5 protein-coding genes and 1 pseudogene are annotated in these 7,544 nt (G+C 68.5%); 5 read left to right on the plus strand and 1 reads right to left on the minus strand.

Annotated elements, in window-relative coordinates:
• Positions 1-88: 88 nt before the first annotated feature.
• From AB4Z27_RS18985 to AB4Z27_RS19005, 5 genes are all read left to right on the plus strand, one after another.
• Entirely contained in the window at positions 89-583 is a 495-nt protein-coding gene (locus tag AB4Z27_RS18985; protein WP_441591810.1) for a formate dehydrogenase subunit gamma, read from the plus strand.
• On the plus strand, positions 580-2,136 hold the full coding sequence (locus tag AB4Z27_RS18990; protein WP_092298122.1) for a formate dehydrogenase beta subunit: 1,557 nt from the start codon (positions 580-582) through the stop codon (positions 2,134-2,136). The genes AB4Z27_RS18985 and AB4Z27_RS18990 overlap by 4 nt, the downstream gene beginning before the upstream one ends.
• A gap of 80 nt (positions 2,137-2,216) precedes the next feature.
• Positions 2,217-5,093 (plus strand): formate dehydrogenase subunit alpha, encoded by a 2,877-nt coding sequence (gene fdhF, locus AB4Z27_RS18995; protein ID WP_092298125.1) that lies wholly within the window; start codon positions 2,217-2,219, stop codon positions 5,091-5,093.
• A 4-nt stretch (positions 5,094-5,097) separates the two neighbouring features.
• A complete protein-coding gene (gene fdhD / locus AB4Z27_RS19000; RefSeq protein WP_441645021.1) occupies positions 5,098-5,958 on the plus strand; it encodes a formate dehydrogenase accessory sulfurtransferase FdhD in 861 nt (286 codons plus the stop codon).
• Between the two features lie 7 nt (positions 5,959-5,965).
• A complete protein-coding gene (locus tag AB4Z27_RS19005; protein ID WP_092298131.1) occupies positions 5,966-6,229 on the plus strand; it encodes a formate dehydrogenase subunit delta in 264 nt (87 codons plus the stop codon).
• Here AB4Z27_RS19005 and AB4Z27_RS19010 read toward each other — a convergent pair.
• Positions 6,213-7,544: pseudogene (locus AB4Z27_RS19010) on the minus strand (type VI secretion IcmF C-terminal domain-containing protein); the annotation flags it as partial. The gene AB4Z27_RS19005 and the pseudogene AB4Z27_RS19010 overlap by 17 nt on opposite strands.

A 7,544-nucleotide genomic window follows, 5' to 3' on the forward strand; every position in this document is an offset into this window, starting at 1 on the left:
CCAAAGAGCCAGCTGCGAAACCCCGGAATATGAAATAAATAGCCTATGTGGTCCCGGGGCCAGAACGATGACAAGCACGGAGACAACCATGCCGGACATCCCCAATTCCATTACGCGCATCGTCGATGCCCGGCGCAACATGCCGGGCGCGCTGCTGCCCATCCTGCACGAGATTCAGGACAGCCACGGCTTCATTCCCGCCGATGCGGTGCCAGTSATCGCCAAGGCGTTGAATCTCTCGCGCGCCGAAGTACACGGCGTGATCACGTTCTATCACCATTTCCGCGAGCAGCCGGCGGGCCGGCACGTGGTGCAGGTCTGCCGCGCCGAGGCGTGCCAGTCCGTGGGTGCCGACGCGCTTGCCGCGCACGCCAGCCGGGCGCTGGGCTGCGGCTTCCACGAGACCACGGCCGATGGCCGCTTCACGCTGGAGCCGGTCTACTGCCTGGGCCAGTGCGCATGCGGCCCGGCGATGCTGATCGGCGAACAGCTCCACGGACGCGTCGATGCGAAGCGCTTCGACGCGCTGGTGGCGGCGCTGCCGGAAATCACCGAAGCGGCCGAGGCGGAGGTCCAGGCATGAGCACGACGATCTTCGTCCCGCGCGACTCCACCGCGCTGGCCCTCGGCGCCGACGATGTGGCGCGCGCCATCGAACAGGAAGCCGCCAAGCGCGGCGCGGACGTGCGCATCGTGCGCAATGGCTCGCGCGGCCTGTTCTGGCTTGAGCCGCTGGTCGAGGTGCAGACCGACGCGGGCCGCGTGGCCTACGGGCCGGTGGCCGCCAGCGATGTGCCCGGCCTGTTCGACGCCGACTTCCTGACCGGCGGCGCGCACGCGCTGGCCCACGGCCTGACCGACGAGATCCCGTTCCTGAAGAAGCAGGAGCGGCTGACCTTCGCGCGGGTGGGCATCACCGATCCGCTCTCGCTCGACGACTACATCGCCCATGAGGGCTACGCGGGGCTGATCCGCGCGCTGGCCATGGCGCCGGCCCAGATCGTCCAGGAAGTCACCGACTCGGGCCTGCGCGGCCGGGGCGGCGCCGCGTTTCCCACCGGCATCAARTGGAAGACCGTGCTGGGCGCGGCGTCGGACATCAAGTACATCGTCTGCAATGCCGACGAGGGCGACTCCGGCACCTTCTCCGACCGCATGGTCATGGAGGACGATCCGTTCATGCTGATCGAAGGCATGACGATCGCCGGCCTCGCCGTCGGCGCCGAGCGCGGCTATATCTATACCCGCTCCGAATACCCGCACGCGATTGCCGTGACCGAGGCGGCCATCGCCCTGGCCACGCGGGCCGGCTGGCTGGGCGATGACATTCGCGGCAGCGGCCGGCGCTTCCATCTGGAAGTGCGCAAGGGCGCTGGCGCCTATGTCTGCGGCGAGGAAACGGCGCTGCTGGAGAGCCTGGAAGGCAAGCGCGGCGTGGTGCGCGCCAAGCCGCCGCTGCCGGCCATCGAAGGGCTGTTCGGCAAGCCCACCGTCATCAACAACGTGATCTCGCTGGCCACGGTGCCGGTGATCCTGGCGCGCGGCGCCACGTTCTACCGGGACTTCGGCATGGGCCGCTCGCGCGGCACGCTGCCGTTCCAGCTGGCCGGCAACGTCCTGCAAGGCGGGCTGGTGGAGAAGGCGTTCGGCATCACGCTGCGTGAACTGCTGGTGGACTACGGCGGCGGCACGCGCAGCGGCCGGGCCATCCGCGCGGTGCAGGTCGGCGGGCCGCTGGGCGCCTACCTGCCCGAGTCGCGCTTCGACACGCCGATGGACTACGAGGCCTTCGCCGCCTTCGGCGCGGTGGTCGGCCACGGCGGCATTGTCGTGTTCGACGAGACCGTGGACATGGCCAAAATGGCCCGCTACGCCATGGAGTTCTGCGCGATCGAGTCCTGCGGCAAGTGCACGCCGTGCCGCATCGGCTCCACGCGCGGCGTGGAGGTCATCGACCGGATCATTGCCGGCGAGCAGCCGGTGAAGCAGGTGGCGCTGGTGCGCGACCTCTGCGACACCATGCTCAACGGCTCGCTYTGCGCGATGGGTGGCATGACGCCGTACCCGGTGCTTTCCGCGCTGAACGAGTTTCCGGAGGATTTCGGCCTCGCGCCGAAGTCCGCCAAGGCCGCCTGAGCCGGATCACCGAGCCAGATCAAAGAACGACGCGCCCCTCAGGGGCGCGCAGCCCTACGAAGTTTGACGGGAGACATCCCTTGAACGCACGCGACGATTTCGATTTTGGAACCCCGGCCAGCCTGTCCGAGACGCAGGTGACGCTGGAAATTGACGGCGTGGCCGTCACGGTGCCGGCCGGCACCTCGGTGATGCGGGCGGCGGCCGAGGCCGGTGTGGGCGTACCCAAGCTGTGCGCCACCGATTCGCTGAAGTCCTTCGGCTCGTGCCGGCTCTGCCTGGTGGAGATCGAGGGGCGGCGCGGCTATCCGGCCTCGTGCACCACGCCGGTGGAGGCGGGCATGAAGGTCCGCACCCAGAGCGACAAGCTCGGCGACCTGCGGCGCGGCGTGATGGAACTCTATATTTCCGATCATCCGCTCGACTGCCTGACCTGCCCGACCAACGGCAACTGCGAATTGCAGGACATGGCCGGTGTGGTCGGCCTGCGCGAGGTGCGCTACAACGACGGCGCCAGCGCGGTGCCGGTGGCCACGCACACGGCGCTGACCAAGGACGAATCGAACCCGTATTTCACCTACGATGCCTCGAAGTGCATCGTCTGCAACCGCTGCGTGCGCGCCTGCGAGGAAACCCAGGGCACCTTCGCGCTGACCATCAGCGGGCGCGGCTTCGAGTCCCGCGTTGCGGCCGGCACGAGCCAGTCGTTCATGGAGTCTGACTGCGTGTCCTGCGGCGCCTGCGTGCAGGCCTGCCCGACGGCCACGCTGACCGAGACGTCGGTCATCAAGCTGGGGCAGGCATCGCACAGCACCGTGACCACCTGCGCCTATTGCGGCGTGGGCTGCTCGTTCAAGGCCGAGATGAAGGGCAACGAGGTCGTGCGCATGGTGCCGTACAAGGACGGCCAGGCCAACGAGGGCCACGCCTGCGTGAAGGGCCGCTTCGCCTGGGGATACGCCACGCACAAGGACCGCATCCTCAAGCCGATGATCCGGGCGAAGATCACCGACCCGTGGCGCGAAGTGTCGTGGGAGGAAGCCATCGGCTACGCGGCCTCGCAGTTCAAGCGTATCCAGGCCGAGCACGGCAAGGATTCGATCGGCGGTATCGTCTCGTCGCGCTGCACCAACGAGGAAGGCTATCTGGTGCAGAAGCTCGTGCGCGCGGCCTTCGGCAATAACAACGTCGATACCTGCGCCCGGGTTTGCCACTCGCCCACCGGCTATGGCCTGAAGACCACGCTGGGCGAGTCCGCCGGCACGCAGACCTTCCGCTCGGTGGCCAAGGCTGATGTGATCATGGTCATCGGCGCCAATCCGACCGACGGCCACCCGGTGTTCGCCTCGCGCATGAAGAAGCGCCTGCGCGCCGGCGCCAGGCTGATCGTGGCCGATCCGCGCCGCATCGATCTGGTCGATTCGCCGCACATCCGCGCCGACTTCCACCTGCAACTGCGCCCGGGCACCAACGTGGCGCTGGTSACGTCGATGGCGCACGTCATCGTCACCGAAGGGCTGCTGGCCGAGGCSTTCATCGCCGAGCGTTGCGAGGATCGCGCGTTCCAGCAGTGGCGCGACTTCGTGGCGCTGCCCGAGAACTCGCCCGAGGCCATGGAAGCCGTGACCGGCGTCCCGGCCGGGACGCTGCGCGGCGCTGCCCGCCTCTACGCCACGGGCGGCAATGCGGCGATCTACTACGGGCTCGGCGTGACCGAGCACGCGCAGGGCTCGACCACGGTGATGGGCATCGCCAACCTCGCCATGGCCACCGGCAACATCGGCCGCGAAGGCGTGGGCGTGAACCCGCTGCGCGGGCAGAACAACGTCCAGGGTTCGTGCGACATCGGCTCCTTCCCGCACGAACTGCCGGGCTATCGCCATGTGTCCGATTCGACGGTGCGCGGCGCCTTCGAGGCCGCCTGGAATGTCGAGATCAACCCGGAGCCGGGCCTGCGCATCCCGAACATGTTCGAGGCGGCGCTGACCGGTTCGTTCAAGGGGCTGTACTGCCAGGGCGAGGACATCGTGCAGTCGGACCCGAACACGCAACACGTGTCCGAGGCGCTGTCGTCGATGGAATGCATCGTCGTGCAGGACATCTTCCTGAACGAGACCGCCAAGTACGCCCACGTGTTCCTGCCGGGTTCGTCGTTCCTGGAGAAGGACGGCACGTTCACCAACGCGGAGCGCCGCATCTCGCGCGTGCGCAAGGTCATGCCCCCGAAGGGCGGTTATGCTGACTGGGAGGCCACCATCCTGCTGGCCAACGCGCTTGGCTACCCGATGCACTACAACCATCCGTCCGAGATCATGGACGAGATCGCGCGGCTCACGCCGACCTTCTCGGGCGTGAGCTACCAGAAGCTCGACGCGCTGGGCAGCATCCAGTGGCCGTGCAACGCCGACGCGCCGACCGGCACGCCGACCATGCACGTCGATGCCTTCGTGCGCGGCAAGGGCAAGTTCATCATCACCAAGTACGTGGCGACCGACGAGCGCGTCAATCGCAAATACCCGCTGATCCTGACCACGGGGCGCATCCTGTCGCAATACAACGTGGGCGCCCAGACGCGGCGCACCCACAACGTGCACTGGCACGACGAGGACCGGCTGGAGATCCATCCGCACGATGCCGAGGAGCGTGGCATCAAGGACGACGACTGGGTGGGCGTGCAGAGCCGCGCGGGCGAGACGGTGCTGCGCGCCATCGTCAGCGAGCGGATGCAGCCRGGCGTGGTGTACACCACGTTCCACTTCCCCGAGTCCGGCGCCAACGTGATCACCACGGACAACTCGGACTGGGCCACCAACTGCCCCGAGTACAAGGTGACGGCGGTGCAGGTGATGCCGGTGGCGCAGCCGTCGTCCTGGCAGCGCGAGTACGAGGCGTTCAACCGCGAGCAGCTGGCGCACCTGCGCGCGGCCAGCGAGCCGGTGCAGGCGTCGGCGGAGTAGGGCGATGAAGCGCTGCATGCCGCCACACGAGACCGCGCCGGATGAGGCGGGGGAATTCCCAGCGACCCAGCAGTCGATGGCGGTGACGCGCTGGCGCGGCGGGGAAGCGATGGCGGCGACAGCCGAGATCGACCATATCGCCGAGGAAGTGCCCGTGGCGCTGGAGTACAACGGCGTCTCGCACGCGGTGATGCTGGCCACGCCGGCCGATCTGGAGGACTTCGCGCTGGGCTTCAGCCTGAGCGAGGGCATCGTGGCGGCGCCGCGCGACATCTACGGCATCGAGGTGGTCACGCGCCCGAACGGCGTGGCCGTGGAGATCGAGATCGCCAGCGAGGCCTTCGTGGCGCTGAAGGCGCGGCGCCGCGCGCTGGCCGGCCGTACGGGCTGCGGGCTGTGCGGCACCGAATCGCTCGACGAGGTCATGCGGGCGCCGCACGCGGTGCAGAGCGAGGCGTCCTTCRACCCGGCCGTGCTGCACGCCGCCTTCGMCCAGTTGCAGCGCCGYCAGGCCCTGCTGCGCGACACCGGCGCCACGCACGCGGCGGGCTGGCTGCGCGCCGATGGCGAGGTATCGCTGGTGCGCGAGGACGTGGGCCGGCACAACGCGCTGGACAAGCTGGCGGGCGCCCTGGCCCGTTCGGACGAGGATATCGGGCGCGGCGCGGTCATCGTGACCAGCCGCGCGAGCTATGAGATGGTGCTGAAGACGGCCGCCATTGGGGCGGGGGTGCTGGCAGCGGTGTCCGGCCCCACCGCGCTGGCGGTGCGCCTGGCCGGGACGGCCGGCGTCACGCTGGCGGGATTCGTGCGCGCGGGCGGCCTGGTCGCCTACGCGCATCCACATCGACTACGGATGGCTTAGACCTGTCATGCACATCGACAACCTGATCAAGATGGCTAACCAGATCGGCGGCTTCTTCGAAGCCATGCCGGACCGCGACGAGGCGCTGGCCGACATCGCCAGCCACCTGAAGCGCTTCTGGGAGCCGCGCATGCGGCGCGCACTGCTGGCACACGTGGACGCGACGGATGGGGGCGAAGGGCTTATCCCCATCGTGCAGGCGGCGGTGGCGCGGCATCGGGAGAAGCTGGAGATTACGTTGCGGGCCCCGATGGTCACTGCCGTCCCATGAAGATGCGCGACGGCATGACGAAGTCGCGCAGCGCCAGCATCTCCAGCGGCCCCTGGCCGACTTCCGTACGCATCAGATAGCGCAGCGGATAGACCATGTCCGCAGGCGGCGGTTGCTTCGCTGCGCGTGGCGTCAGGCTGTCCGGATCGGACGCGGCGGGGTCGTGCAATCCCAACCCCAGCGGCCCCCGAACTCATAGTGCTTGTTGGTGCCCGCGCGTTCGGCTTGCCATTGCAGCCGGGTGCCCGGCTCCTGCGCGAGATTGGCCGGCCAGCGCATGGCCTGCCAGCGCTCCTGCTGGTTGTAGTAATGCAGCGTCTGGCTATCGAGGGTCAGCAAGGTGTCGGTGAGCCCCGGGGACGGGATGGGCTTGATCTCGAAGCGATATGCCGGTTCACCGTCCACCAGCATATGCGCCGCAACGCGCTGCAGGGTATTGATTGCCTTGAGGAAGGCCGGATCGAAGGCTAGAGCGGACTGCCCGCCGGCATCTCCTCTGCCAGCCGTAGGGATCCATTGATCCCCCTGCAACGCCAGCACACCCGCCAACTGCGTACCGAGGAACGTGCCGATCAGCCCGGTCTGCGGGCGCAGGAAGCGCGTCAGTTCCGGCAGCGAGGCATCGTTGGCGCTGTCGGCGAACGGATAGCGCCCGGCGAACGATCGTCCCCACGCCATCGCGATGCCTTGCCGCCAGGCATCGTTCAGGCTCGCCTGGGCGGGCTGCAGCACGGTCTGCGTGGCCTGGGCGATGGGCTGCACGAACAGCGCCTCCCCCATACCCGCCCATTGGCTGCCAAGGCTGGCGGCCATCAGCTGCGCGTAGGACTGGGTATCGGCCAGTTCCGAGCCTTTGCCCTGGAACAGCGCCTGCGCCATTTGCCGGGCCTGCGCATCGGCATCGGCGCTGTGGCTGATCTGCTGCAGCCGTAGCCGGAGCGCGGTGGCGCGGTCGAGGAAGCGTTGCAGGCTCAGGTCGTCATTGGCGCTTTGGCCTGACGCCTGCGCCATCAGCCGGAGGACCGGGCCAAAGGCGGCGCGGAGCGGCCCCGCCGGCTCCGGTCTGGCGGCCTCGGGGCCTGCCGCCTTCTTGCCGAGCAGATCCTGCGCCTTGGCCACCAGCGTGTCCGACAGGGAATGCTTGCGCGCGCCAGCGCCGCCCTGGTATTCGAGCGATGTCATCAGCGCGATCACCGGCGACTGGCGTGCGTCGGCCATCAGCTTGAGTTGGTCGACGGCGGCAGGGAGCGTCGGCGCAGGCGCCCATTGCAGGCTGTTCATGAAGCCCTGCCAGTGTTCTGCGTAGTCCGCGAAA

The sequence above is a fragment of the Cupriavidus sp. KB_39 genome (assembly GCF_052114485.1).
In the GTDB taxonomy this organism is placed as follows: Bacteria; Pseudomonadota; Gammaproteobacteria; order Burkholderiales; family Burkholderiaceae; genus Cupriavidus.

What these genes read in the sequence shown, in the direction of transcription:
- AB4Z27_RS19005 (WP_092298131.1), top strand. Translation starts at nt 5,966, where the DNA reads ATGCACATCGACAACCTGATCAAGATGGCTAACCAGATCGGCGGCTTC.